The sequence below is a fragment of the Spirosoma flavum genome (assembly GCF_042686045.1).
In the GTDB taxonomy this organism is placed as follows: domain Bacteria; phylum Bacteroidota; class Bacteroidia; order Cytophagales; family Spirosomataceae; genus Spirosoma; species Spirosoma flavum.
The window spans coordinates 1-678 of sequence record NZ_JBHUOM010000054.1 but is presented as its reverse complement, the minus strand read 5'-3'; the positions used below and the strand labels follow the sequence as shown (position 1 = coordinate 678).

Genomic DNA, 678 nt, shown 5'->3' with positions numbered 1-678 from the left:
AAGGCGTTATGTACTTTCTGGCTCCCGGGCAAGTGCTGCGCGTAGAAACGGTCGAAGATACAACCGGCGAGCCATCGGGTTGGCTGCTGCTGATCCATCCCGATTTTCTGTGGAACACCCCTTTATCGAAAAACATCAGTCGCCACGATTTTTTCGGCTATGCTTGTCATGAGGCCCTTTTTCTGTCGGAAAAAGAAGAGGAAATTATTCATGGAATCAGTCAAAACATTAGTCGGGAGATCCAGGGCAATATCGATCAGTTCTCTCATCAAATCATTATTGCCCAACTGGAAGGACTTCTTGGCTATGCTGATCGGTTTTACAACCGTCAATTCATTACGCGACGTATCAGTAGTCATCGGGTGCTTTCGCAATTAGAAGCCTTATTAGACAACTATTTTAACCAAAATGAACAGGTGCTCCATGGGGCTCCGTCGGTTCAGTACGTTTCCGAAAAACTTAACGTGTCCCCCAATTATTTAAGCGGCCTGCTCAAAACACTGACCGGACAAAGCACCCAGCAACACATTCAGGAAAAACTCATCACCCTCGCCAAACAAAAGCTGTCTACCACTGACCTAACGGTAAGCGAAATCGCTTATGAACTAGGCTTCGAACACCTGCCATCCTTCAGCAAGTTATTCAAAAATAAAACCAACCAGTCTCCGCTTGAATTCA

The 678-nt window shown here is 45.9% G+C and carries 1 protein-coding gene; it reads left to right on the top strand.

Annotated elements, in window-relative coordinates:
* Positions 1 to 678: helix-turn-helix domain-containing protein (locus ACFS25_RS31535; protein ID WP_381509164.1), on the top strand; the 678-nt coding region annotated here is incomplete at both ends.